This is a genomic window from Citrobacter sp. JUb117, from assembly GCF_024809055.1.
Classification (GTDB): Bacteria; Pseudomonadota; Gammaproteobacteria; order Enterobacterales; family Enterobacteriaceae; genus Citrobacter; species Citrobacter gillenii.
In genome coordinates this window covers 258,457-281,558 of the sequence record NZ_JANUFB010000002.1, presented here as the reverse complement: position 1 = coordinate 281,558, position 23,102 = coordinate 258,457, and the positions used below count along the sequence as shown (strand labels likewise).

The window sequence follows — 23,102 nt, the reverse complement described above, 5'->3', positions numbered from 1 at the left end:
ACCGAAGTCGCCTTATGATTGTTTACCCCTTGGAAAGTTGGGCTTTTACGACTGTATCGGCTTCAACTTTAAGAGAGAGTACATAACCTTGTTTCTTCCATAAACCGTTATTAGGTTTCCATCCTTTAGCAAGGAGATATTCAGCACTGGTAGAAATTGGTTGATTTAGTACGTGATCGGCATCAGCAGTAAATGCGTTAGAGCCTGATTTAGCCTTCGCATTTTGCGCTTTGGTTTTGTGAATATCACAAGTCCCATCACCATCACTAACTTGTGTGCAACCAGAACGCTCTAATTGAGCGCGATAGTGTGCATTAATTGCATGGGCAGGCATAATGGCGAAAGAGCATACAAGAGCAATCAGGGCTAATTTAGTTTTCATGATAAACCTTAGTTATGATGAGAATGTTTTTTCGCATCCAGTTTACGGCTATTTTCCGTGTAAGTCTGATAACGATCGGCGTTGGCGCGATTATCAGCATGATATTGCTCAAAGCACGCGGTACGATCAATGCCGTTAGCTTCACAATCATCAAGATATTGTTTTTCCAGATTACAACCGGAAAGTGAAAAAGCGCCTGCTACGATAGCTATCATCATTAATTTATTATACTTCATTTCCAAGCCTATAATTAATTATTATTACAATAACCCGCCATTTTTAAAATGGCGATGTTATACATCACCTGATAAATACACCTGGAACTACAAGGCATAAAGAGACGATTGCGGAAACAATCACTCCTTTTGTCATGTTATTGCTAACCTTAAGAGGTATAGACAAAAACCTTTTTATCCATATGAAACATCAATGTGTTTGATTGATATAAAGCCTAACCGCGGTTATCGGTATAAATCAATACAGATTAATCTTTAAATCATAATCTTTTTTAGTGAAGTGAAATAACTATCTGATAGGTCAAGGGTTTAGATGACAACAGAGATCACAAAAAAGCATCCGGGGCTATGGCTTTAGGGTGTGTATTTTTTTATTTAATGTTTACATGTAGATAAGTTACCTTTAAAAGAAGGCGCCTGCCTCATTAAATAGCAAAATAACGATTTAACTGTCCGATCAGAAGAATGAGTATCGTTATAAAAGGACGCTTCAAAATGAGCTAACAAATACTTTTTAACCCGTTCTTTAATTATTTGAAAAAACTTATTAGCTGAGTTATTTAAAACACAATCATAAAAAACGCGAATTAAATTTTTTATCCTTCATTTTATTAATAAATTACGTTATCGATTACAAATCTCAAAAGCCGATACAAAATAAAAAAGATCGTATGAGAGAATATCGATTTCCTCTATTGTCGCTTTATAACGTGTCTCTTATTCATCGGGAAAATTGAGCGCATGAATTGTGAAATTGATTGAAACTCCTTGCACCTGTTCTGGATAATGCCAGCGTAGGTCTGATTAATGATGTAAGAAACAATCATTTACATTTCCATGTGATAGGAAGCCTATTCAAACTTCTGCTTTAAAGGAACTTCTCTCGGCATATAGATACCGTCTTTTGGACGTTTGCGCTCTTCAAAGTGTATTGCAAGAGATAAATACATAATTGAATTTCGTGATAGGCCAATGAGTTGCATAAGCCTTAATTCAAATTGGCATATTGGAATTAAAAGAGAGTGAGACGATAGTTTTTCTTTTTCATGAATCTTTGATTTCACATTTTCAAACTGTGAGTTTAATTTATCGATTTTGTCTTGAAGTTGTGCTAATAATTCAGGATTCATTCTTTTTTCGCTTGTTTAAGTTTTAGCCCAATCTCTCAAATTTCAATTGGCAGTGTGTTAATTTGTTCTTGTAGCTTCCTTAATTCTTCATCATGATAGTGACCTGCCCCCACGATTAGATACAACACTCAGTTAGTAACGTCGGAATCTTCATTCTCAGAATGACCCTTTCTCCAGCCCGCTGCAAATTCAGACGGTGTCTGATAATTCAGCGTGGAGTGCGGGCGGCATTCGTTATAATCCTGCCGCCAGTCATTAATAATTTTCCTGGCATGAACGATATCGCTGAACCAGTGCTCATTCAAACATTCATCGCGAAATCGTCCGTTAAAGCTCTCAATAAATCCGTTCTGCGTTGGCTTGCCCGGCTGGATTAAGCGCAACTCAACACCATGCTCAAAGGCCCATTGATCCAGTGCACGGCAAGTGAACTCCGGCCCCTGGTCAGTTCTTATCGTCGCCGGATAGCCTCGAAACAGTGCAATGCTGTCCAGAATACGCGTGACCTGAACGCCTGAAATCCCAAAGGCAACAGTGACCGTCAGGCATTCCTTTGTGAAATCATCGACGCAGGTAAGACACTTGATCCTGCGACCGGTGGAAAGTGCGTCCATGACGAAATCCATCGACCAGGTCAGATTGGGCGCCGCCGGACGGAGCAGCGGCAGACGTTCTGTTGCCAGCCCTTTACGACGTCTTCTGCGTTTTACGCCCAGGCCACTGAGGTGATAAAGCCGGTACACGCGCTTATGATTAACATGAAGCCCTTCACGGCGCAGCAACTGCCAAATACGACGGTAGCCAAAACGCCTGCGCTCCAGTGCCAGCTCAATGATGCGCCCTGATAAATGCGCATCAGCAGCCGGACGGTGAGCCTCATAGCGGCAGGTCGACAGGGATAAACCTGTAAGCCTGCAGGCACGACGTTGCGACAGACCGGTCGCATCACACATCAACATCACGGTTTCCCGCTTCTGGTCTGTCGTCAGTACTTTCGCCCAAGAGCCACCTGAAGCGCCTCTTTATCCAGCATGGCTTCGGCAAGCAGCTTCTTGAGTCTGGTGTTCTCTTCCTCAAGCGACTTCAGGCGCTTAACTTCAGGCACCTCCATACCGCCATACTTCTTACGCCAGGTGTAAAACGTGGCATCGGAAATGGCATGCTTGCGGCAGAGTTCACGGGCGGGTACCCCAGCTTCGGCTTCGCGGAGAATACTGATGATCTGTTCGTCGGAAAAACGCTTCTTCATGGGGATGTCCTCATGTGGCTTATGAAGACATTACTAACATCGGGGTGTACTAATCAACGGGGAGCAGGTCAATAGCTATTGTGTGATGTAGCAAGCTCATCTCTGAAATCATCAACTATTTTTAAAGAACGATGCTCTATTGTATTTCTAATATCAGCAAATGCTACAGCATCGGGATCTAACCATTTCGAAACAGAGGTTGAATTTTGCACATCACGGATATCTTTCAAAATGTAGAATAGAGCGTGAATGAAATGATTGTTGTTGCCTTTCAGCTTCTTATGCGGTTTTCATTCATTTCTTGACCCTTATCATTCAAATCTCTAAATAGACTGTCTATACTGATTCGAGAGTCATCCTTTAATTCGTTAAGATTGAAAAAATCTACTAATCAAATAAGCGATTTTATCAAAGAGTGAATGCGCTATTTTTAAGGCTGATTTACATTGAGAAACTTTTAAGCTGTTGATGGCGTATGTCATGTCCTCAATATGCGGGTAAGTCGAATTGTAGATGTGATTTGTATCATCAGGCATTAACAAAATAGCTCCTTAACTGCTCATGATGATCGAATGGAAAACTACCTTTTATCTCTTTATTCTATATTAAATACGTATTAGTGGATTTAATCAATTATTTATTGCTGATCAGGTCGCAGGTGTTTTATCTTGAAAATGCTTTTTGTATTAGGATAGGGGGTTAATGAGATGGTTGTAATTCAAAATAACTCTTTTTAAGAGGGGCATTACTGCCCCATAAGTATCAAAACTCTCTTGATAACGTGATGTATCCATTAAATCTAATAGAGCATTCATCCTTGTTCATCAGGCTGGATGCAATAAACACATCTTTTTTTTCGCCTTATTCATATAAGTATATTTAGCTGTGATAGATTTTACACCATTATAATAATAGCTAGAGAAGTAAATCTTATTATATGTATGTTCTGTTTTCTCCTTACTAGGATCTTTATTGTAATCAATTCGTGCTAAAGATTCCGCATAGGTTTCAGAGATTGGAGAAATATCAATGATATCTACTTTGGCTTTATTTTTATCAACAGTTGATGTATCAATTTTTAGATCTTTTGATAGCGCATCAAATAAAGATGATTCCATTGATAAGCCAACAGCGGCGCATCCATAATCTTTTGCATATGCAAATATTGGGATTAAAGCAAATGAACAGACTAACAGTTTTTTAAACATAATTAATCTTCCACTACTAAAACTTTATCGCTGCTAGCGTCAATGATTTTACGATATGGCAAGTTAAGGATAATGCAACCATCAGAAGCTTCTCCAGGATGGGCAGCACTATCACCATGAATCATAAAACCATCACGCCCACACATTTGATTTTCAATGTATGGCGTAAGTCTCATCGTCCATGCTCTAGTTCTACGATGGTAGAAAGCGGGGCCGATAGTGTAAGTGCCTCTAGGAAGTGGGCCGTTATCTTTTACACACTCATTAGCAGAATCATTTTTATATCCAGGTCTGCCAGAATATTTAGCATCAAATTGATAGGTTCCATTCAGATAAAAGTTGTGGGCACTTACTTTATAAACCCAAGTCATTACGCTGCCTCCTTATTTCCGTTCCATGAATCAGAATGAATTATATTTCCATCAAGATAATGCCAGGTGATTTTTTCATATGCCAAATAGAATGCTTCAAGATGGTTGTGTTTTTCAAATGTAGGTTTTTTTTATGTCAAACATGAAAGGTTCAATTTCATTAATTCTGACATTATCCATTGTTACACGGAAATATTCTTCTTCTTGTCCGTTATAGTTTATGCGGTAGAACTTCAATACAGCTTGTTTAAATTTTCTGCCGGATGATACACCTTGATAGAGGTAAGGAGATGAACAATCGACTTCTTTGATTAGTGCGTAATCACCATGCTGGCGCTTACTGGTGATCTTTCCGGTTTTGTCGTCAGTTGGTAACTCTACATTATGCATAAGCTCTAAAATCTCTATAGAATCTTCTCTACCCTGCACATCAACACTGCCTTTAACTTGATTTCCTGCATCATCGGTAAGCCATAGATACACAGGTATTGCCATATCAAAATCCCTCTTAATTATGCTGGTATTGAGCGTTAATTGTACTACTTATGGATGTATACGGAGAATATTTTTCCGAGAAACCTATTGAAATAAAAGTGATTTAAGTAAAACTACATTGGGTGTTAGGGTAATCCCCCCGAAAAACCGGTGAGATAAGCACTGTGATAAATGCTGTGTTAAATCGAAAATTCTTGCTCCTGGGGCTAAGCCCCGGTTACACTAAATATCTACACATTTTCAATGTGTAAATGATTGTTTTATAAATGAAATGACTCGGGGTGCCCTTCTTTATGAAGGCTGAGAAATACCCGTACCACCTGATCTGGATAATGCCAGCGTAGGGAAGTCTGACACTGCTCGTGTCCCTTCTTTCACGCGGGCAGGAGCTGAACCATGCAGCCTGACCTGCACAGCCGCGCACTCGCGGCCCACGCCTTACAGCAATTTAGAATCCTTTCTCCACTCACACATTGTATGACCAATGAGGTCGTGCAGAATTTTACCGCCAATACGCTTCTGGCATTGGGCGCGTCACCTGCGATGGTGATTGAACCCGAAGAAGCCAGCCAGTTTGCGGCTGTTGCCCATGCAGTGCTGATTAATGTCGGTACGCTGACCGAGAGCCGCGCCATTGCTATGCGTGCGGCGGTCGAACAGGCGCAGCGGGCGAATACGCCCTGGACGCTCGATCCCGTTGCCGTTGGGGCACTGGAGTTTCGCCGTCGTTTTTGCCTGGATTTGCTCTCGCTCCAGCCTGCTGCCATTCGCGGTAACGCCTCTGAAATACTCGCGCTAGCGGGAATGCGCGGAGGTGGGCGCGGTGTAGATACCACCGACACAGCAGCCGCTGCGCTGCCGGCGGCACAGGCGCTGGCATGCCGGGTCGCCTCCATCGTAGTGGTAACCGGGGAGGTGGATTACGTTACCGATGGCCAGCGTACCGTGAGTATTCGCGGTGGCGATCCATTGATGACGCGTGTCGTTGGCACCGGATGTGCGCTGTCGGCGGTGGTGGCTGCCAGCTGTGCGTTGCAGGGGGATCGGCTGAGTAACGTCGCGTCTGCCTGTAGCTGGATGAAACAGGCTGGTGAATTCGCCACTGAGCACTCGACAGGGCCAGGAAGCTTTATTCCTGCATTCCTTGATGCTTTATATAACCTGAACGCGCAGGAGCTGGCATGAAACGGATTAACGCATTAACAATTGCCGGAACCGATCCCAGCGGTGGTGCAGGTATTCAGGCGGATTTAAAAACATTCTCTGCGCTCGGGGCCTATGGCTGCTCGGTCATCACGGCTCTGGTGGCGCAAAATACGCGCGGTGTGCAGTCGGTTTATCGGATCGAACCTGATTTTGTTGCCGCGCAGCTGGACTCCGTGTTCAGCGATGTACGCATAGATACCACCAAAATCGGTATGCTGGCAGAAACGGATATTGTGGAAGCGGTCGCTGAGCGTTTACGCCGCTTTCAGGTACGAAATGTGGTGCTTGATACAGTGATGTTGGCGAAAAGCGGCGATCCGCTGCTGTCCTCCTCTGCGGTAGAAACACTGCGTACTCGCCTGCTGCCGCAGGTGTCGATCATTACCCCGAATCTGCCGGAGGCCGCCGCATTGCTCGAAACAACCCATGCCCAAACGGAGCAGGAAATGCTGGCGCAGGGGCGTGCTCTGCGGGCATTGGGCTGCGAGGCGGTGCTGATGAAGGGCGGTCATCTGGATGACGCGCAAAGCCCTGACTGGCTGTTTACCCGCGAGGGCGAGCAACGCTTTACCGCGCCAAGAGTGAAGACCAAAAACACCCATGGCACCGGTTGTACGCTGTCGGCAGCGCTGGCTGCGCTACGCCCGCGTCATGCAAACTGGGCCGATACGGTGCAGGAGGCCAAAATATGGCTCTCGGCGGCACTGGCCCAGGCAGATTCCCTGGAAGTGGGCGAGGGGATAGGTCCGGTACACCATTTCCACGCGTGGTGGTAACAGGGATAAATGCGTATACTGGCTGAAGATTCAGCGGTCAGGAAAAAGATAAATGGAACAAGCGCATACCCAGCTTATCGCGCAACTGAATGAACGCATTTCGGCGGCGGATAACACGCCGCTGTATCTTAAATTCGCCCAAACGGTGAAAAACGCTGTCCGCAGCGGCATCCTCGAGCATGGCAATATTCTGCCTGGTGAGCGCGATCTCAGCCAGCTGACCGGCGTTTCGCGCATTACGGTGCGTAAAGCGATGCAGGCGCTGGAGGAAGAAGGGGTAGTGACCCGCGCCCGTGGTTACGGAACGCAGATCAACAATATCTTTGAGTATTCGCTAAAAGAAGCGCGCGGCTTTTCTCAGCAGGTGGTGTTACGCGGAAAAAAACCAGATACGCTGTGGGTCAATAAACGCGTGGTGCCTTGTCCGGAAGAGGTGGCGCAGCAGCTGGTTATTACCGCCGGCAGTGACGTTTTTCTGCTTAAGCGTATTCGCTATGTGGATGAAGACGCCGTATCCATTGAAGAGTCCTGGGTCCCTGCGCATCTTATTCATGATGTGGATGCTATCGGCGTCTCGCTGTACGACTATTTTCGCAGCCAGCATATTTTCCCGCAGCGCACGCGCTCCCGCGTCAGCGCCCGCATGCCGGATGCGGAGTTCCAGTCGCACATTCAGATGGACAGCAAAGTGCCGGTGCTGGTGATCAAGCAGGTCGCGCTTGACCAGCAGCACCGGCCCATTGAATACAGCATCAGTTACTGCCGCAGCGACCTATACGTCTTTGTGTGCGAGGAGTAACGCGTCGCGCGAGGGGGCGCAATCGCCGCCGCGATGCCCGACCACCCACGATCCCACCGCGTTGCCAAGCAACACGGCATCGGCCAGCGACCAGCCAGATGCCAGCCCGGCCAGCATGCCGCCTGCGTGACTGTCGCCAGCGCCAATGGTGTCAACCACGGTCGTTGGAAATGCAGGCACGCAGCCGGATGTCGTTTCACTGAAATACCATGCGCCGTCTTTATCGTGGCGAACTACCACCGGCGTGGCAAAGCGCTTCACCCACTCAGCGCCAAAACCCTCGACATCCACGCTTAACCTGAACCGTTCTGCGGCAATGTCTGCTTCCTGCCGATTCAGTGACACCAGCGGGTGACAGGCCAGTATTCTCGCCATTAAGGTATCGGAGATGTCGCCGATGCGTGGCCCAAAATCGATAAATGGCGTCACCTCATCCAGACTCTCCAGCCACTGCACCAGCAGCTCGCCGCACGGCGAAGCCAGCTGATAGCCGGAAAGATACACCAGGCTGTGGCGCGGGATCGTCAACTGCGCAAGCCAGTCGGCGTTCCACTGATTTTCGACGCCGCTGAAGGACATAAAGGTGCGTTCACCGTCTGGCTCAACTAGCGCCAGACACCAGCCATTATCACCTTCGGCATGGTCAATCAGACTGTGTAAACCCTCTTTTGCCATCCGGTTGCGGATGATATCTGCCCACACGCCTTGACCTAGCGGCAAGGCATTGCTGGCGTCGATACCTAAACGCTTAAGCGCGACGGCGATGTTCAGCGCACAGCCGCCAACATTAACGCCTTGTTGTTTAAGCTCGATGTCACAACCGCGCCAGGGCAGGGCATACGCATCGGCAATTACATCGATCACCGCTGCACCGACTACCGTCACCGGGCGCTGGGTGTGCAACTGCGGGATAAGTGCCTGCAAACGCGTGGTGCTCATCGCGCCTCCCGTTGCTCACGCAGGCGCATTAATCCGCTGGCGTAGCGGGTAAAGTCCAACTGATTGACCGTATCCAGTTCCTGTTTCAACATAGGGTCAATCGCGCCGACGCCGTGCAGTGCGCCGCAAATTGCCGTCGCCATGGCACCGATGGTGTCGGTGTCACCGCCAAGATTCGCGCACAAAATGGCGCAGCGCTTAGGGTCGGTGTGTGCCAGTTCCACCATGGCGATAGCGCAGGGCACGGATTCAATGGTGCTGGTGCCAGCTCCCACCACCTGATACAGCTGCTCGCTGGCAGACTCGGTACCGTTAGCATCGCGGACGATTTTCAGTGCCAGTTCGAGGCGCGCCGCGAGTGAGGCGCTAAAGGTAGTGATCCGTTTTTGCTGAGCGTGGCGGGCAATGGCGGGAAGCGCATCGACAATATCGCACCATTGTTCGCCGTCGATCGCGCGCGACACTGCCCACGCGACAACCACGGCCCCGGCCACCGCCAGGTCCGACTTATGCGTCGGGCTGGACGCCAGCGCCACATCATCAATGAAGGCATCAAGATCGTGTGCGGGTAGCAGGCAGCCTAACGGTGAAACGCGCATGGCCGCACCGTTGGTGACACCGTTGTTTTCCAGCTCAGTAACGGGTTTTCCGTCGCGGATGGCCTTAAGGGCAATCTTCGAGGTGGGGCCCAGCACGTTTTTATTGAAGGCATCGAAATCTTCCGCCCAGGCCAGGATATTTCGGCCAATGACGTCGGGGACAATTTTCCCGTCGCATTCCAGCAGAGCATCTGCCAGGCACAGCGCCATGGCTGTGTCATCAGTGAACTCCGCCTGGTTAAAATAGCAGGCGGCGTTATTTTCCGCGGGGCCGGGCAAAAAGCGGTCGATCCAGCCAAAGTGTGCTTTCACGCGGGTTCTGGGCCATAGCTCTGATGGCATGCCCATCGCATCCCCTAACGCCTGCCCATAAAGAGCACCGAGAATACGCTCTGCTTTCATTTTACTTCCCCTTTTTTCAATGCCAGATCGCGGTCGTTCACGTTAATTGCGGTGATTTCTTTGTCAGACTCGCGAAAGAAAATCATAAACAGTACGGCAATGACGGCAATCATGACTGCGCCAAATCCCCACATGCCCGCCCAGTTAAAGGTGAGACCGTTAACCGGTTCTTTATACGCAAACATTTTTTCCATCATCACCCCGCCCAGGCGATAGCCCAGCAGACTGCCGAATCCCTGACAGCAGAGGGTGATCAACCCCTGTGCGGCGGTACGCATATGCACAGGCGCTTTTTTATCCACGTAGATATAGGCCGTAACATAGTAGAAATCGTAACTGACGCCGTGCAGCAGAATGCCGAGAAACAGCAGTGCGTAGGTGAAATATTCTTCCGCGCCGCCGTAGACGAAAAAGCCATAGCGGATCGCTGCAGTAATAAGACCAAGCAATAATACCTTTTTAATGCCAAAGCGCTTAGTAAAGAACGGCAGCGCCAGCATAAAGAAGATTTCCGAGAACTGACCCAGCGTCATCCAGCCGGTGGCATTTTTCATTCCGACTTCGGTCAGGTAACCATTGGCGAAGATATAGTAAAACGCCAGCGGCATCGCAAACAGGAACGAACAGAAGAAAAAGACAAGGAAGTTCTTATCACGCAGCAGGATCAGTGCATCCAGCCCCAGCATGACTTTGATATCCATCTTGCCGGTACTTTTTGGCGGCGTATCCGGTAAGAAGAAGGCGAAGACACCCAGCAGCGCGGAGCTCCCGGCGGTGATCAGCAACGGGATATTGGTGGGGGAAATATCGCTGTAGCCCAGCATTTGCGGTAAGAACCCGCAGGCTAAACCGGAGGCAATCCAGCCAATGGTGCCCATCACACGGATGCGTGGGAAGTCACGCTCGACGTCCGGGACGTTGGCAAAGGCAATACTGTTGGTCAGCGCAATGGTGGGCATATAGGTCAGTGAATACGCCAACAATAGCGGGAAGAAGCCGCCGAAGGTGGTCTGCTGCGCGGCGAAGTACATCAGAATGGCGCCGACGAACATTAACACCGCCAGGACTTTTTGCGCGGAGAAAAAGCGGTCGGTGAGCGAACCGACAAAAATCGGTGACAGGATTGCGGCAATGGCGGTACAGGCGTAGGACCAGCCAATTTCTCCGGCGCTGAATCCGCTTTTACTCAGCCACAGCCAAAGCGGTACAAACCAGGCGCCCCAGATAAACCACTCCACGAACATCATGAACGACAGCTTTGCTGTAGTTTTCATCTTTACATCCTTCATGACAGGTAAGGTACGTTTTCATAGTACCAGTAGATAATACCTTTAAAATACCTTTGTGTTTTAATTTTGACCGCCTTAACGTTTTTTAATGCCTGAATCGAGCCAGCGGAAATGACTGAAAAGTGCGCTAAAGATGGAAAAAAAGCGCAGTCGGTACCAGGCTTATGGCTGCCCGCAACAAGGCGGGTCAGGACAATTCACATTCCGGTATCCAACCGGAACTTACGGGAGCATAGCTATGACTGATATTGCGCAGTTGCTTGGCAAAGATGCCGACAACCTTTTACAGCATCGTTGTATGACCATTCCTTCTGACCAACTTTACCTGCCAGGGCATGATTACGTCGACCGCGTGATGGTAGACAATAATCGTCCGCCTGCCGTGCTGCGTAATATGCAGACGCTGTACAACACGGGCCGACTCGCTGGCACGGGATACCTGTCGATTCTGCCGGTTGACCAGGGCGTGGAGCATTCCGCCGGGGCCTCGTTTGCCGCCAACCCGTTGTACTTTGATCCGAAGAATATTGTGGAGCTGGCTATCGAAGCGGGCTGTAACTGAGTGGCGTCGACCTACGGCGTGCTGGCTTCCGTATCTCGTCGCTATGCACACCGTATTCCGTTCCTCGTAAAAATTAACCACAACGAAACGCTCAGTTACCCGAATACCTTTGACCAGACGCTGTATGCCAGTGTGGAGCAGGCATTCAATATGGGCGCGGTGGCGGTCGGGGCTACGATCTATTTTGGCTCCGAGGAATCGCGTCGTCAGATTGAAGAGATTTCTGCAGCGTTTGAACGTGCGCATGAACTGGGGATGGTGACGGTGCTGTGGGCCTATCTGCGCAACTCCGCATTTAAGAAAGACGGGGTGGATTATCACGTTTCCGCCGACCTGACCGGGCAGGCAAACCACCTGGCGGCCACCATCGGGGCGGATATTGTTAAGCAGAAAATGGCGGAAAATAACGGCGGGTATAAGGCCGTTAACTTTGGCTATACCGACGATCGCGTCTACAGCAAGCTGACCAGCGACAACCCGATTGACCTGGTGCGTTATCAACTGGCGAACTGCTATATGGGCCGCGCCGGGCTGATTAACTCCGGCGGTGCGGCAGGGGGCGAAACCGATCTCAGCGATGCGGTGCGCACGGCGGTAATTAACAAGCGTGCCGGTGGTATGGGTCTGATCCTCGGACGTAAAGCGTTCAAGAAAACCATGGCAGATGGCGTTAAGTTGATTAACGCCGTGCAGGACGTTTATCTGGATAACAAAGTGACCATTGCGTAAATTATCGCGGGTTGTGGTCATGTCGCGGCAACCCGCGTTTCTTGAAAAATTAAATTCAAAATATCATTTCAGTATAATCGCAATATTAGTCCGATCTACCTCACGTTTCTCCTGCCTTTTGTGAAAAGCATCACCTCTCCCTGTGCACTTGCACAGAAAATAGTCATGCCTTAGCGCGGAATGTCCGAGGCAAAGTTGCTTTTTTGCACATACATTTAGATGTGAAACAGCATTTCAAAGTTGCGCTAAGGACCCAATAATGAAAATTGAAGCTATCAATGTCTCCGTCTTCCAGTATCCCACCCGCCGGGTTTCTGATACCGCCGGACATTCCCATCCGGGGCCGGAAAGCCTCGCCAAAATGGCCATGCTGACCATTACCGCCGATGACGGAACCCAGGGGTATTCGTTTGCACCGCCGGAAGTGGTGCGCCCGTTTGTGGTGAATACCTTTTTTCGCAAAGTGATGGTCGGTCAGGACCCGTTTAATCGGGAGCGCATCTGGCAGGATCTGGTGCACTGGCAGCGGGGAAGCGCGCATCAACTGACCGAACGCGCGCTGTCTTTTGTTGAGCAGGCGCTGTGGGATTTGATAGGCCGCAAGCTCAACATGCCGGTCTACAAGCTGCTGGGTGGTTTTCGCGATAAGGTCCCGGCCTACGGCAGCACCATGTGTGGTGACGATCTGCCCGGCGGACTGTCGACGCCAGAAGAATATGCCTGCTTTGCCGAAAAACTGGTCGCTCGTGGATATAAGGCGATCAAACTGCATACCTGGATGCCGCCGGTCTCCTTCGCGCCAAATCCGAAGATGGATGTGAAAGCCTGCGCCGCCGTGCGCGAGGCGGTCGGACCGGATATTGATCTGATGATCGACGGCTATCACTGGTACAGCCGTACAGAAGCGCTGTACATCGGCAAGGAACTGGAAAAACTCAATTTTGCCTGGTTTGAAGAGCCGATGGAAGAAGAGAGCATGGCGTCTTACGCCTGGCTTGCCGAAAATCTCTCCATTCCGATCATTGGTCCGGAAAGCCTCGGTGGAAAACACCACAGCCGCGCGGACTGGGTGAAGGCGGGCGCATGCGACATTTTACGTGCTGGTGCCAACGGTGTGGGGGGGATCTCGCCCACCCTGAAAGTGGCCAACCTGGCCGAGTCGTTTGGCATGGACTGCGAAGTACACGGCAACGGTGCGGCGAGCCTCGCGGTGATTGGCGCGATTCGAAACTGTCGCTGGTACGAGCGCGGCCTGCTGCATCCGTTCCTCGACTACGACGAACCGGCAGCCTACCTGAACAGCATTGTTGACCCGATGGACGCCGACGGTTTTGTGCATCTGCCACAGCGCCCCGGTTTGGGGGAAGACATCAATTTTGCCTATATCGAAGCCAACACCGTCAGCCACGACTGACTGAAAACAATAAATGCCGGATAAGCCAAGCGTCATCCGGCAACATGTACCCTACAGTACAGGCAAACAATAGATGAAAAAAACTTCCTTACTGGGCGCGTGTTTACTCGCACTCGCCGTGTCGATGGGGAGCAGTGCGGCGTACGCCAAAACGCCGCCCGATCAGCTCATCATTGGTATGAACATGAATAACCTGCTGACCCTCGATCCGGCCGCCATGACCGGCAACGAAGTGGTGGGCATTGTGGTGAATTTGTATGACTCGCTGGTGGAATTGGATCCTGCCCAGTTGACCCATGTGAAACCCGCGCTGGCGACATCCTGGGATGTCAGCCCGGATGGCACCACCCTGACTTTTCATCTGCGCGATGACGTGACCTTTCACTCCGGTAATCCGCTGACTGCTGACGATGTGGTGTGGTCGATGCGTCGGATCCTGCACCTGAATCTGGCGCAGTCGTCGGTGTGGAAATCCTACGGCTTTAGCAAAAAAAATATCGACCAACAGGTCAGCGCCCCGGACAGGTTTACAGTGAAAATCACGCTGCCCAAAGCCAACGATCCGCAGTTGATTATCTATTCACTGGGGGCGCTGGGGAATCTCGGCGTGCTGGACAGCAAAACCGTGCAGCAACATGTGCTGAATAACGACTGGGGCAACCACTGGCTGACCACCAATGAAGCCGGGTCTGGCCCGTTTACCCTTGATACCTGGCAGGCGAAAGATGTCCTGCGCATGACGCGTAACCCGAACTACTGGCGCGGCGAGGCGAAAATGAGCCGCGTGGTGTTGCGCCATTTTCAGGAATCCCAGACCCTGCGTCTGATGATTGCCAAGGGCGATCTGGATATTGCCAGTAATATGGCGGTTTCAGACATCAATGCCCTGCGTAGCGATCCTGACCTGAGCGTGGATGCCGTCCAGCGAGGCACGATGTATTACGTGGCAATGAGCATGAAGGAGGCGCACTTCGCCAATCCGAAAGTCCGTGAAGCCGTGCGTTACCTGATTGATTATCAGGGGATCAATAAAGCGCTGATGCCGGGATACGGCGTATTGCATCAGCGTCCTATCAAGGCAGGAATGCCCTCCACGCTGCCTGACCCTGGCTATCGCCTCGACATTCCGCGCGCTAAAAAGCTGCTGGCGGAGGCGGGATACCCGGACGGTTTCGACACCACGCTGCGGGTGCTGGCTGACCAGCCTTTCCAGAATATCGCGATTGCCGTGCAGTCCACGCTGATGCAGGCGGGTATTAACGCCAAAATCATCACCGGAACCGGTAATCAGATCTACGGCGCAATGCGCGAGCGTAAATTTGACATGCTGGTCGGGCGCGGCGGCAGCGGCATGGAACCGCATCCGCACTCCAGCCTGCGGGCGCTGGTCTATAACCCGGATAACAGCGATGCAGCCCGGCTTACCAACTTTCAGGGCTGGCGCACTGGTTTCTACGATAAACCGCTTAATGACATGATCGACAGCGCCCTGCTGGAGCGTGACCCGCAAACGCAGACTCGCGCGTATCAGGCGATCCAGACCCGCTACGACCAGCTCGTTCCCGCGCTAATTCCGCTGTCGCAAATGGTGGATTCGGTCGTTGTGCGCCGTGAGGTGCAGAATTATCAGCCGCATCCGTCGGCCACCACGTTTTTGCGTGATGTGTATAAAACCGGAGGTGAACAATGAGCGTTGCCATACTTGCACCTGGCTCACGCGCCCGGCGTGTCTCGACCCGTCTGATACAGGTGGCAATGACGTTGTTTGGATTGCTGCTGCTGACCTTTTTTATCGGTCGCGTCATGCCGATCGACCCGGTACTGGCGATCGTGGGACCTGATGCGGATCAGAGTACCTATCAGCAGGTGTATCACCAGTTAGGCTTTGATAAATCGCTGGCGGCGCAGTTTGGTATTTACTTCACCAATCTGCTGCACGGCGATCTGGGTAATGCGCTGCTGACCGGTAAGCCGGTGATGGATGACATTGTACGCGTTTTCCCGGCCACCATTGAGCTGGCGACGATGGCCATTGTGGTAGGGGCGGGTCTGGGGATCCCGCTGGGGGTGTTGGCGGCGGCACGACGCAATAGCCTGTCGGATTACGTGGTGCGCATCATTAGCCTGGCAGGTTATTCCACACCGATTTTCTGGGTGGGGATGATGGGGCTGCTGGTGTTCTACGCCTGGCTAAGCTGGGTGGGCGGCGCGGGGCGTCTGGATCTCGGACTGGACGGGCTGGTGCCACGCCAGACCGGATTAATGACCGTCGACGCGCTGTTGGCCGGTAATGCCACCGTGTTCTGGAATGCCATTAATCATCTGGTTTTGCCTGCTGCGCTATTGGGTTTTCACTCGCTGGCTTACATCAGCCGTATGACCCGTAGCTTTATGCTGGCGCAGCTTTCACAGGAGTTCATTATCACCGCGCGCGTCAAAGGGCTGACCGAGCGTCAGGTCATCTGGAACCATGCGTTTCGCAATATTCTGGTGCAACTGCTCACGGTGGTCGCGCTGGCCTACGGTTCGTTATTGGAAGGCGCGGTGCTGATTGAAACCGTCTTTTCCTGGCCCGGTTTTGGCTCCTATTTAACCGGCAGCCTGCTGCTGGGTGACATGAATGCGGTGATGGGCTGCGTGCTGCTGGTTGGGGTGATTTTCGTCATGCTCAATCTGCTCTCCGACATGCTGTATCAATTCTTTGATCCGAGGACAAAATCATGACGGTTTCTCTGGATACGCCGCGGGATAGCGGCAATAGCGAACAACGTCTGCGGGCGAAGCAGGCGCTGCTGCGAGCGCGCGGGTTCATGGGCAAGATGGCGCGTAACCCGCTGACCGCCATTGGCGGCGGAATTATTGCGTTGTTATTGCTGGTGGCCATTTTTGCCCCGCTTATCGCACCGTACAACCCGTTGGTGCAGGATTTAAACAGTGCGCTGGTGGCGCCGAACGCGCAGCACTGGTTCGGGACCGATGAGTTTGGCCGCGATATCTTTAGCCGCCTGGTGTATGGCTCGCGCATCACGCTGTATATCGTGCTGCTGGTGTCGGTCACCGTAGGGCCGCTCGGTCTGCTGCTTGGCGTCACGGCGGGTTACTTCGGTGGCAAGGTCGACATGGTACTGATGCGCGTCACCGACATTTTCATTTCTTTTCCAAGCCTGGTACTGGCACTGGCCTTTGTCGCGGCACTCGGTCCGGGGCTGGAGCACGTAGTAATTGCCATTACGCTGACCGCCTGGCCGCCGATTGCGCGTCTGGCTCGTGCGGAAACGCTCTCGTTGCGTCAGGCCGATTTTATCTCTGCCGTTCGCCTGCAGGGGGCATCGGCAGGACGTGTGCTGTGGCGTCACATCGTACCGCTGTGCCTGCCGTCGGTGATTATTCGTATCACCATGAATATGGCGGGGATCATTCTGACCGCTGCGGGCCTTGGGTTTCTGGGGTTAGGGGCTCAGCCACCGGATCCGGAATGGGGGGCGATGATCTCCAGCGGGCGCACCTACATGATGGAATGCTGGTGGGTAGTGACTATTCCGGGGCTGGCGATTTTGATCAACAGCCTGGCGTTCAACTTTTTAGGAGATGGCTTACGTGACATCCTCGATCCTCGCAGCGAATGATTCGCCTCTGCTTGATGTGCGTAACCTGCACGTCGATTTTATCAACGGCGGCGCGGTCACCCAGGCGGTGCGCGGCGTCTCCTTTCAACTCGGACGTGAAAAACTGGCGATTGTGGGTGAGTCAGGCTCCGGTAAATCCACCGTCGGGCGAGCGCTGCTGCACCTGCATCCGAAAAAAGCACGGGTTACGGCAGACAAAATGCAGTTTAGCGATGTGGATTTAGCCCATGCCAGCGAGGCGCAGATGCGGCAAATTCGCGGCAAGCGTATCTCGATGATTATGCAGGACCCGAAATACTCCCTTAATCCGGTGGTGAGCGTTGGCGATCAGATTGCCGAAGCCTGGCTTACCCATCATCCGGGGCGCAAGGCTGAGGCCAAAGCCAGGGCGCTGGAAATGCTGGAGGTGGTGCGTATTCGTCAGCCGCAGCGGGTGTATCAGCTCTATCCGCACGAGATTTCTGGTGGCCAGGGGCAACGTGTCATGATCGCGATGATGTTAATCACCGATCCGGAACTGGTGATTGCCGACGAACCCACCTCGGCGCTGGACGTGTCGGTGCGTCTGCAGGTGTTGGGGCTGCTTGACTCGCTGGTGGAGTCGCGTGGGTTGGGGCTTATTTTTATCAGTCATGACATCAACCTGGTGCGCAGCTTCTGCGATCGCGTCCTGGTGATGTATGCCGGGCGGGTGGTGGAATCCATCGCCGCAGGCGATCTCCATCATGCGCAGCATCCCTATACTCAGGGGCTGATTAGCGCATTGCCAGAAATCCACAACCGCCGGGCGGTGCTGCCGGTGCTGCAACGTCAGCCCAGTTGGCTGAGTGAGGAGGGGATATGATCGACGTTAAAAATCTGAACCTGGCATTTGGTGAGGGAGAAAAACGCAATCAGGTGCTGTATGACGTGACGTTTGGGGTTCAGCCCGGAGAGGTCTACGGTCTGGTTGGGGAGTCCGGTTCGGGAAAGACAACCGTACTGAAGTGCCTGGCTGGATTGTTTACCCATTGGCAGGGTGAACTGGCGATCGACGGACAAGCCCTGGGTCACCGTATTCGCCGCGAACGCTGCCGCCTGGTACAGATGGTATTCCAGGACCCATATGGTTCACTGCATCCCCGGCATACCATCAGCGATATCCTCGAAGAGCCGCTGTTGATCCACGGCATTGCTGACCGGGATCGGCGGGTTAACGGGCTGCTGGATAAGGTCGGTCTGAACCGGGCATTTCGCGACCGGTATCCGCATCAGCTTTCTGGCGGGCAGCGTCAGCGTGTGGCGATTGCGCGGGCGCTAATCCTCGAACCGCAGGTGCTGTTGCTGGACGAGCCGACCTCTGCGTTGGACGTATCGGTACAGGCCGAAATTCTTAACCTGCTGGCTGAATTGCAAAAGGAGTCCAGCCTGACCTATCTGCTGGTCACCCACGATCTGGGGGTTATTGCGCATTTGTGTCAGAAAGTGGCGGTGATGCAATACGGAAAAATTCTTGAAACGCTCACCGTGGATGCGCTGGTCAACGGTGAGGCGCAAACCGAGTATACCCGGATGTTAATAAGCGGCAGCCAGCGCTATTCCCGCGATCTGGCGCGGGAAGTGGCGGCGTACTAGCGTAACAAGGGACAACCAGGCGGTAACCGGCAGCGCAGCGCGGCGGGGAGGATTTCGATGTGAAATTCCTGCCCGCTTAGCGGTTCGCCATCGAGATTAAACGTGATTTCATGCGGGGCACGGATATCAAACCAGGATGACGCGCCATCAATAATATTGGGGTTGTCGTCGGATTGGGTAAGTGCCGAAAGTAGCGCCGGAAGAAGCTCATCGCCGGTAAAAATGCGCAGTTGCAGCAGACCGTCGTTGATCAGTGCCGTGGGGCAAAGTTGCTGCCCGCCGCCAGCCTGACGACCATTGCCGATGCCGATCACCAGCGCGTCTCCCTGCCAGTGAAAGTTTTCCCCGCGAATTTCGCAGCTGTCGGGCTTCAGCGTGTCCATGCGCATGAGCCCATGAATAAAGTACGACACGCCGCCCAGCGCGGCTTTGAGTTTTTCTGGTGTTTCTGTCGTGACCCGCGTGCCGAATCCGCCCGTCGCCATATTGATAAAACAGGTTTTATCATTGACCTGCACCATATCTATTTCAACCGCATTGCCGGCGATGGCCAGCTTCAAGGCTTTATCCAGAACATCAGGAATACCCACGCTGGTGGCGAAGTCATTTGCGGTTCCCAGCGGCAAAATCCCCAGTGCGGGTATATCCTCCCCCTGGCAATGGATGAGCGCGGTGGAGACTTCGTTGATGGTGCCATCACCGCCGCCCGCAATGACGGTGGCAACGCCCAACTGGCGGGCCTCATCAACGTAACGCCGGGCGTCGCCTTTTTCCCAGGTGACGCGCACATGGATCTCAACGCCCTCATCGCGTAGCAGGGCAATCGCCTCGCGCAGCGGGGGATTATCAGCACTTTTTCCATTCAGGATCAGTAAGCTGGCTGGGAATGCTATCATCCTGTTGCCTCACTTTTATCGTTTTAACAAGTGTATGCCAGGAATGGGTTTATGGCGTAAGAACTGACCGAAAGCGCGGACGTTAAACGTAAAAAGCCGCGATTTGCGGCTTTTTCAGGTAAGGCAGGGATTACTGCGGGAACCACTGATCGCTGATTTTTTGATAGGTACCGTCAGCTTTAATGGCGGCCAGCGCGGTGTTCAGTTTTTCCAGCAGCGCGGTGTTATCCGGGCGAACGGCAATGCCAAGGCCGGTGCCGAAGTATTGCGGGTCAGTTACTTTGTCCGTTGCTACGCCTAACTGCGGATTGGTTTTCAGCCACTCGTTAACTACGGCAGTGTCGCCAAATACGCCATCAATACGCCCGTTTTTCAGGTCAATGATCGCATTCTGGTAGCTGTCGTACGCCACGGTTTTCACTTCAGGATGTTTATCCTGCAGGTATTTCTGGTGCGTGGTGCCGTTTTCCATGCCGATACGTTTGCCTTTCAAATCAGCAAAGGTTTTATAGGTGTCTTTTTTCGCAATGACCAGCGCTGAGTTGGCATAGTAGGGCTGAGTAAAGGAGACCTGCTTACTACGTTCTGGCGTGATGTCCATACCGGAAATCACCGCATCGTATTTTTTGAATTTCAGCGCGGGGATCAGGCTGTCGAACGCATGATTAGTAAAAGTACAGTCAGCCTGCATTTGTTTGCACAATGCTGAAGCCAGGTCGATGTCAAAACCAACAATTTTATTGCTGGCGTCCAGCGATTCGAATGGCGGGTAGGTTGCTGAGACACCGAAATTGATTTTATCAGCAGCAGAGGCGCCGGTGGCGAAGGTAGCAAGTAATGCGGCCAGGACTAACTTTTTCATGGTGGAACTCCCGTCTGTCAATCTTATGATGATTCACCGTGTCTGCGGCGTTGATTTACAATGCCATTTAATGAATTTGTATGCAATAAAAATGATTAAATATTTTATGTGGAATAAAAAAAAGCGGACAGTCCAGAGACATGTCCGCCTTTACTATTCAGCTTTATGCAGTTATTGACTTAATTGCGGTGTTCAAACGCCAGTGCTTTACGCTCGATTAAGCGCATCATCAACGTCAGCAGGCCGTTAACAATCAGATAAATCACGCCCGCCGCGCCGAAGACCATGACGTCATAGGTGCGACCATACAACAGCTGGCTGTAACCCATGACTTCCATCAGCGTGATGGTGTAGGCCAGGGAGGTACTTTTGAACACCAGCACCACTTCGTTGGAGTACGAGGAGAGGGCGCGTTTAAAGGCGTACGGCAGCAAGATGGCCAGCGTATCTTTCTTGCTCATCCCCAATGCACCACAGGATTGCCACTGACCTTCCGGGATTGCGCGAATAGCGCCGTAGAACAGCTGCGTAGTATACGCGGCACTGTTTAACGACAGCGCAATCAAGGCGCACAGCCAGGGTTCTGACAGCAGATGCCAGAGGACCGGATACTCCTGCAGCGCGGGAAACTGCCCCGGACCGTAGTAGATCAGGAAGATTTGCACCAACAACGGCGTACCGGTAAACAGCGTAATGTAGGCGCGTACCAGCCACACCAGCACCGGAGTTTTCAGCGTCAGGATGACGGTGAAAATCAGCGCCATGACCAGCGCAACCACGATGGAGGCAACCGTCAACGTCAGGCTGGTATGCAGCCCTTTCATCAGTTCTGGTAAATACTCAAGCATCAGCCCGGTCTCCGCTCAAAACGTGTCGCGCGCAGGTCAATGCGTTTGAGAATGTACTGACTCAACAGCGTTATCACCAGATAAATGGCCGCCGCCACGATGTACCAGGTAAACGGCTCCTGAGTACGCGTGGCAATGCTTTTGGTTTGCAGCATCAGATCGTTGACGCTGATCAGGCTTACCAGCGCGGTATCTTTCAGCAAAACCAGCCACTGGTTACCCAGTCCCGGCAGGGCATGACGCCACATTTGCGGCATCACCAGACGAAAGAAGATCGCGGTTTTGGACAGCCCCAGCGCCTGACCAGACTCCCATTGCCCGAGCGGGACGGCTTTCAGTGCGCCACGCAGCGTTTGCGACGCATAGGCCGCATACAGCAATGACAGCGCAATGACGCCGCACAGGAACGGACTGACGTCGAAGTTTTCGATCTCCATTTGCACCGGGATCTGCACGATGCCAAGATTTATCGTAAACCCATCGGCCAGCGTCAGCAGCAACTGGGAGGAACCGAAATAGATAAACAGAACCACCAGAATTTCCGGCAGTCCGCGCAGGAGCGTCACCAGGGCTGAACCCGTCCATGCCACTGGACGCCATTTAGCAGACTCCCAGACGGCAAACAACATTGCGAGAGCCAGGCCAATGATCAGCGCACAAACGGCAAGGCCGACGGTCATCCCGGCGGCGCTTGCTAAAGGAAAAAATTCATTCATCTAATATTACTTCTGGAACCATTTGTTATAGATGGTTTCGTACGTCCCATCTTTCTTCACTTTTTCCAGCGCAGCATTGAATTTCTGCTGCAGCTCGGTATTGCCCTGGCGCATTGCGATGCCCAGACCGGTACCGAAGTAATCTTTATCGGTAACTTTATCGCCAACGGCGGCCAGTTTCGGATTGTCCTTCAGCCATTCGGTCACGACAGCGGTATCACCAAAGACGCCATCAATACGCCCGTTCTGCAGGTCGAGTTTGGCATTCTGGTAGCTGTCATACGGGACGGTGGTGACTTCCGGATGTTTATCCATGATGAATTTCTGGTGCGTGGTGCCGTTTTGTACGCCCACTTTCTTGCCTTTCAGCTGGTCAATGCTGGTGTATTTACCCTGTTGACCAACAAACAACGCTGAGTTGTCGTAATAAGGCGTAGTGAACAACACCTGCTTTTCACGCTCCGGCGTGATGTCCATTCCGGCCATTACCGCGTCAAAACGGCGGAATTTCAGGCTTGGGATCAGGCTGTCGAAAGCCTGGTTAGTGAACGTACAGGTGGCGTCGATCTCTTTACACAGCGCATTTGCCAGGTCAACGTCAAAACCCACGATGTTGTTATTAGCATCAATGGATTCAAACGGAGGATAAGACGCTTCGGTAGCGAAGCGAATGGTTTGGGCTGCGGTAGCGGAAAGGCTAAAACCTGCGATTAGCGCGGCAATCAGAACTTTTTTCATTGTATTGTCCCGAATC

At 51.8% G+C, this 23,102-nt stretch carries 21 protein-coding genes, 5 pseudogenes and 1 riboswitch; of the genes and pseudogenes, 10 read left to right on the top strand and 16 right to left on the bottom strand.

What is annotated here, in order from left to right; genetic code table 11:
* Positions 1-211: 211 nt before the first annotated feature.
* From M2374_RS22330 to M2374_RS05205, 8 genes and pseudogenes are all read right to left on the bottom strand, one after another.
* Positions 212-382, bottom strand: a pseudogene (locus M2374_RS22330) (hypothetical protein); the annotation flags it as partial.
* A gap of 8 nt (positions 383-390) precedes the next feature.
* Positions 391-618: a hypothetical protein gene (locus M2374_RS05230; RefSeq protein ID WP_117343479.1), complete on the bottom strand. Its 228-nt coding sequence runs from the start codon at positions 616-618 to the stop codon at positions 391-393.
* A gap of 851 nt (positions 619-1,469) precedes the next feature.
* Positions 1,470-1,748, bottom strand: a complete 279-nt coding sequence (locus M2374_RS05225; RefSeq protein ID WP_181688949.1) for a hypothetical protein — start codon at positions 1,746-1,748, stop codon at positions 1,470-1,472.
* 128 nt (positions 1,749-1,876) lie between these two features.
* A protein-coding gene (locus M2374_RS05220; protein WP_136754148.1) for an IS3-like element ISSen4 family transposase occupies positions 1,877-2,997 on the bottom strand; the annotation gives its coding sequence in 2 pieces (ribosomal slippage) (positions 1,877-2,739 and positions 2,739-2,997; 1,122 coding nt in all).
* A gap of 68 nt (positions 2,998-3,065) precedes the next feature.
* Positions 3,066-3,479: pseudogene (locus M2374_RS22325) on the bottom strand (LA2681 family HEPN domain-containing protein).
* Between the two features lie 280 nt (positions 3,480-3,759).
* A pseudogene (locus M2374_RS05215) lies at positions 3,760-4,205 on the bottom strand (Shiga toxin A subunit).
* A gap of 2 nt (positions 4,206-4,207) precedes the next feature.
* Entirely contained in the window at positions 4,208-4,576 is a 369-nt protein-coding gene (locus M2374_RS05210) for a tlde1 domain-containing protein (RefSeq protein ID WP_181688950.1), read from the bottom strand.
* Positions 4,576-5,071: pseudogene (locus tag M2374_RS05205) on the bottom strand (Hcp family type VI secretion system effector). Before M2374_RS05205 ends, M2374_RS05210 begins: the two are co-directional and overlap by 1 nt.
* 267 nt (positions 5,072-5,338) lie before the next feature.
* Positions 5,339-5,435: riboswitch (TPP riboswitch) on the top strand.
* Between the two features lie 32 nt (positions 5,436-5,467).
* On the opposite strand from M2374_RS05205, the gene thiM reads away from it, so the two are divergent.
* Genes thiM through M2374_RS05190 form a run of 3 tightly spaced genes read left to right on the top strand, consistent with a single transcriptional unit; the run spans position 5,468 to position 7,852 of the window.
* Positions 5,468-6,256: a hydroxyethylthiazole kinase gene (gene thiM / locus M2374_RS05200; RefSeq protein ID WP_181506787.1), complete on the top strand. Its 789-nt coding sequence runs from the start codon at positions 5,468-5,470 to the stop codon at positions 6,254-6,256.
* Positions 6,253-7,053 carry a bifunctional hydroxymethylpyrimidine kinase/phosphomethylpyrimidine kinase gene (gene thiD, locus M2374_RS05195; protein ID WP_115258056.1) on the top strand — a complete coding sequence of 267 codons (801 nt, stop codon included), beginning with the start codon at positions 6,253-6,255 and terminating at the stop codon, positions 7,051-7,053. The genes thiM and thiD overlap by 4 nt, the downstream gene beginning before the upstream one ends.
* A gap of 52 nt (positions 7,054-7,105) precedes the next feature.
* The gene (locus tag M2374_RS05190) at positions 7,106-7,852 is read left to right on the top strand and encodes a GntR family transcriptional regulator (protein ID WP_181506789.1); all 747 of its coding nucleotides are present in this window, start codon (positions 7,106-7,108) and stop codon (positions 7,850-7,852) included.
* Here M2374_RS05190 and M2374_RS05185 read toward each other — a convergent pair.
* Genes M2374_RS05185 through M2374_RS05175 form a run of 3 tightly spaced genes read right to left on the bottom strand, consistent with a single transcriptional unit; the run spans position 7,826 to position 11,066 of the window.
* On the bottom strand, positions 7,826-8,791 hold the full coding sequence (locus M2374_RS05185) for a PfkB family carbohydrate kinase (RefSeq protein WP_117343239.1): 966 nt from the start codon (positions 8,789-8,791) through the stop codon (positions 7,826-7,828). The genes M2374_RS05190 and M2374_RS05185 overlap by 27 nt on opposite strands.
* Positions 8,788-9,792: an ADP-ribosylglycohydrolase family protein gene (locus tag M2374_RS05180; RefSeq protein WP_181688951.1), complete on the bottom strand. Its 1,005-nt coding sequence runs from the start codon at positions 9,790-9,792 to the stop codon at positions 8,788-8,790. The genes M2374_RS05185 and M2374_RS05180 overlap by 4 nt, the downstream gene beginning before the upstream one ends.
* Entirely contained in the window at positions 9,789-11,066 is a 1,278-nt protein-coding gene (locus M2374_RS05175) for a nucleoside permease (protein WP_117343241.1), read from the bottom strand. Before M2374_RS05175 ends, M2374_RS05180 begins: the two co-directional genes overlap by 4 nt.
* 253 nt (positions 11,067-11,319) lie before the next feature.
* Here M2374_RS05175 and fbaB point away from each other — a divergent pair.
* The 7 genes and pseudogenes from fbaB to M2374_RS05140 all read left to right on the top strand — a co-directional run bounded on the left by fbaB (position 11,320) and on the right by M2374_RS05140 (position 19,026).
* Positions 11,320-12,372 (top strand): annotated as a pseudogene (gene fbaB, locus M2374_RS05170) (class I fructose-bisphosphate aldolase).
* A 259-nt stretch (positions 12,373-12,631) separates the two neighbouring features.
* Entirely contained in the window at positions 12,632-13,786 is a 1,155-nt protein-coding gene (locus M2374_RS05165; protein WP_115258060.1) for a mandelate racemase family protein, read from the top strand.
* Positions 13,787-13,859: 73 nt separating this feature from the next.
* Positions 13,860-15,476 (top strand): ABC transporter substrate-binding protein, encoded by a 1,617-nt coding sequence (locus tag M2374_RS05160; protein WP_096756530.1) that lies wholly within the window; start codon positions 13,860-13,862, stop codon positions 15,474-15,476.
* Positions 15,473-16,510 (top strand): ABC transporter permease, encoded by a 1,038-nt coding sequence (locus M2374_RS05155; protein ID WP_115258061.1) that lies wholly within the window; start codon positions 15,473-15,475, stop codon positions 16,508-16,510. Before M2374_RS05160 ends, M2374_RS05155 begins: the two co-directional genes overlap by 4 nt.
* The gene (locus tag M2374_RS05150; RefSeq protein ID WP_096756532.1) at positions 16,507-17,412 is read left to right on the top strand and encodes an ABC transporter permease; all 906 of its coding nucleotides are present in this window, start codon (positions 16,507-16,509) and stop codon (positions 17,410-17,412) included. Before M2374_RS05155 ends, M2374_RS05150 begins: the two co-directional genes overlap by 4 nt.
* Positions 17,384-18,256: an ABC transporter ATP-binding protein gene (locus M2374_RS05145; protein ID WP_117343245.1), complete on the top strand. Its 873-nt coding sequence runs from the start codon at positions 17,384-17,386 to the stop codon at positions 18,254-18,256. The genes M2374_RS05150 and M2374_RS05145 overlap by 29 nt, the downstream gene beginning before the upstream one ends.
* Entirely contained in the window at positions 18,253-19,026 is a 774-nt protein-coding gene (locus M2374_RS05140) for an ABC transporter ATP-binding protein (RefSeq protein ID WP_137399523.1), read from the top strand. Before M2374_RS05145 ends, M2374_RS05140 begins: the two co-directional genes overlap by 4 nt.
* On the opposite strand, the gene yegS is transcribed toward M2374_RS05140, so the two are convergent.
* From yegS to artI, 5 genes are all read right to left on the bottom strand, one after another.
* Positions 19,023-19,922, bottom strand: a complete 900-nt coding sequence (yegS, locus tag M2374_RS05135; RefSeq protein WP_096756535.1) for a lipid kinase YegS — start codon at positions 19,920-19,922, stop codon at positions 19,023-19,025. The genes M2374_RS05140 and yegS overlap by 4 nt on opposite strands.
* A 130-nt stretch (positions 19,923-20,052) precedes the next feature.
* Positions 20,053-20,784, bottom strand: a complete 732-nt coding sequence (artJ, locus tag M2374_RS05130) for an arginine ABC transporter substrate-binding protein ArtJ (protein WP_096756536.1) — start codon at positions 20,782-20,784, stop codon at positions 20,053-20,055.
* 179 nt (positions 20,785-20,963) lie between these two features.
* On the bottom strand, positions 20,964-21,632 hold the full coding sequence (gene artM / locus M2374_RS05125) for an arginine ABC transporter permease ArtM (RefSeq protein ID WP_096756537.1): 669 nt from the start codon (positions 21,630-21,632) through the stop codon (positions 20,964-20,966).
* Entirely contained in the window at positions 21,632-22,348 is a 717-nt protein-coding gene (gene artQ / locus M2374_RS05120; protein ID WP_096756538.1) for an arginine ABC transporter permease ArtQ, read from the bottom strand. Before artQ ends, artM begins: the two co-directional genes overlap by 1 nt.
* Positions 22,349-22,354: 6 nt before the next feature.
* Positions 22,355-23,086 (bottom strand): arginine ABC transporter substrate-binding protein ArtI, encoded by a 732-nt coding sequence (gene artI / locus M2374_RS05115; RefSeq protein ID WP_096756539.1) that lies wholly within the window; start codon positions 23,084-23,086, stop codon positions 22,355-22,357.
* Between the last annotated feature and the right edge of the window lie 16 nt (positions 23,087-23,102).

Excerpts from the sequence above, each read along its gene's own strand:
- M2374_RS05230 (WP_117343479.1), bottom strand. The coding sequence starts at position 618 with ATGAAGTATAATAAATTAATGATGATAGCTATCGTAGCAGGCGCTTTT.
- M2374_RS05225 (WP_181688949.1), bottom strand. The coding sequence starts at position 1,748 with ATGAATCCTGAATTATTAGCACAACTTCAAGACAAAATCGATAAATTA.
- M2374_RS05210 (WP_181688950.1), bottom strand. The coding sequence starts at position 4,576 with ATGACTTGGGTTTATAAAGTAAGTGCCCACAACTTTTATCTGAATGGA.
- thiM (WP_181506787.1), top strand. The coding sequence starts at position 5,468 with ATGCAGCCTGACCTGCACAGCCGCGCACTCGCGGCCCACGCCTTACAG.
- thiD (WP_115258056.1), top strand. The coding sequence starts at position 6,253 with ATGAAACGGATTAACGCATTAACAATTGCCGGAACCGATCCCAGCGGT.
- M2374_RS05190 (WP_181506789.1), top strand. The coding sequence starts at position 7,106 with ATGGAACAAGCGCATACCCAGCTTATCGCGCAACTGAATGAACGCATT.
- M2374_RS05185 (WP_117343239.1), bottom strand. The coding sequence starts at position 8,791 with ATGAGCACCACGCGTTTGCAGGCACTTATCCCGCAGTTGCACACCCAG.
- M2374_RS05180 (WP_181688951.1), bottom strand. The coding sequence starts at position 9,792 with ATGAAAGCAGAGCGTATTCTCGGTGCTCTTTATGGGCAGGCGTTAGGG.
- M2374_RS05175 (WP_117343241.1), bottom strand. The coding sequence starts at position 11,066 with ATGAAAACTACAGCAAAGCTGTCGTTCATGATGTTCGTGGAGTGGTTT.
- M2374_RS05165 (WP_115258060.1), top strand. The coding sequence starts at position 12,632 with ATGAAAATTGAAGCTATCAATGTCTCCGTCTTCCAGTATCCCACCCGC.
- M2374_RS05160 (WP_096756530.1), top strand. The coding sequence starts at position 13,860 with ATGAAAAAAACTTCCTTACTGGGCGCGTGTTTACTCGCACTCGCCGTG.
- M2374_RS05155 (WP_115258061.1), top strand. The coding sequence starts at position 15,473 with ATGAGCGTTGCCATACTTGCACCTGGCTCACGCGCCCGGCGTGTCTCG.
- M2374_RS05150 (WP_096756532.1), top strand. The coding sequence starts at position 16,507 with ATGACGGTTTCTCTGGATACGCCGCGGGATAGCGGCAATAGCGAACAA.
- M2374_RS05140 (WP_137399523.1), top strand. The coding sequence starts at position 18,253 with ATGATCGACGTTAAAAATCTGAACCTGGCATTTGGTGAGGGAGAAAAA.
- yegS (WP_096756535.1), bottom strand. The coding sequence starts at position 19,922 with ATGATAGCATTCCCAGCCAGCTTACTGATCCTGAATGGAAAAAGTGCT.
- artJ (WP_096756536.1), bottom strand. The coding sequence starts at position 20,784 with ATGAAAAAGTTAGTCCTGGCCGCATTACTTGCTACCTTCGCCACCGGC.
- artM (WP_096756537.1), bottom strand. The coding sequence starts at position 21,632 with ATGCTTGAGTATTTACCAGAACTGATGAAAGGGCTGCATACCAGCCTG.
- artQ (WP_096756538.1), bottom strand. The coding sequence starts at position 22,348 with ATGAATGAATTTTTTCCTTTAGCAAGCGCCGCCGGGATGACCGTCGGC.
- artI (WP_096756539.1), bottom strand. The coding sequence starts at position 23,086 with ATGAAAAAAGTTCTGATTGCCGCGCTAATCGCAGGTTTTAGCCTTTCC.